The 1,092-nt window shown below is 41.8% G+C and carries 1 protein-coding gene; it reads right to left on the reverse strand.

Translation table 11 applies throughout. From position 1 onward, the window contains the following. Window positions 1-9: 9 nt before the first annotated feature. Window positions 10-996, reverse strand: a complete 987-nt coding sequence (locus OCU14_RS11225) for an IS30 family transposase (RefSeq protein WP_261811096.1) — start codon at window positions 994-996, stop codon at window positions 10-12. Between the last annotated feature and the right edge of the window lie 96 nt (window positions 997-1,092).

The raw sequence follows: 1,092 nt of genomic DNA on the forward strand, positions 1-1,092 counted from the left end.
GACGAATTGTCAAACCAAGTGCAACACTTTATCAAATAAAACTTCTTCAGGGGTACAGTAGTCTAGAACCTTTCTCGGACGGTGGTTTAGCTGCCATTGGCAGCTCTTAATTTCCTCGTCCGTCCGCGGTTCTAGGCTTTTATTTTTAGGAAAGTATTCTCGAATCAAACCATTTGTATTCTCATTTGTTCCTCGTTGTTGAGGTGAATATGGATCTGGCCAGTATACAGTAACACCAAGTTCTTCACGAATTTCCGCTAAGTTCAAAAATTCTGTTCCATGGTCCGGAGTAAGCGAAAGAACAAATTCCTTAGGAATTTGATCAAACATGGTTGTGAGGGCTTCATTCACTGATTGACCATCCTTACGTTTGGCCTTTTGAATCAAAGTGTATCGAGTTAGTCGCTCAACCGCAGTCACTAAGACAGACTCGCCGACTTTTCCAAGAATGGTATCTATCTCCCAATCACCAATTCTAGTACGATTATTAACAAAATTAGGTCGTTCTTGAATAGGAATGTAGTCCACCTTAGGTTCTCGATGTTTACGGTCTCCGGGGCGATGCCGCTTTCGACCTTTGTGTCTGAGATCCCGTCGAATCCCTGTATCTCCATGCGAAGAGAACGGTAAATTCAGATTGTGGTTTTCAATGTGTCGATAGATTGTATTGTAACTAACCGTCACTTTGCCTTCTAACTTTAGACGTTGAGTGATTTGCTGTGGAGACCAGTGATGTTCACAAATCATTTCGATTACTTGTGAACATACTTCTGGGAGTTGTTCTAGAAGTCTTGGTTTATGACTGTGATGTCTCCTGGAGCGATAAGATTCTTGGGCCTCAGAAGGGGAATAATGCTGCGTTATTCGGCGAATTTCCCTAGAGATAGTGCTTGGTGAACGATGTAGCCGTAAGGCTACACCTCGGATAGATAGACCTCTTGACAATAATTCCAGAATACTTTCTCGTTCTTTTATAGTAAGATGGTGATAGCCCATAGCGAGCACTCCTTTACTTTTCTTGGTCGTTAAGTAATTGTACCCGCTATGGGTCTTTTTATTCAATTAGTGTTGCACTTCGATTGTAAATTCGTC

The sequence above is a fragment of the Levilactobacillus humaensis genome, from assembly GCF_024345185.1.
Taxonomy (GTDB): Bacteria; Bacillota; Bacilli; order Lactobacillales; family Lactobacillaceae; genus Levilactobacillus; species Levilactobacillus humaensis.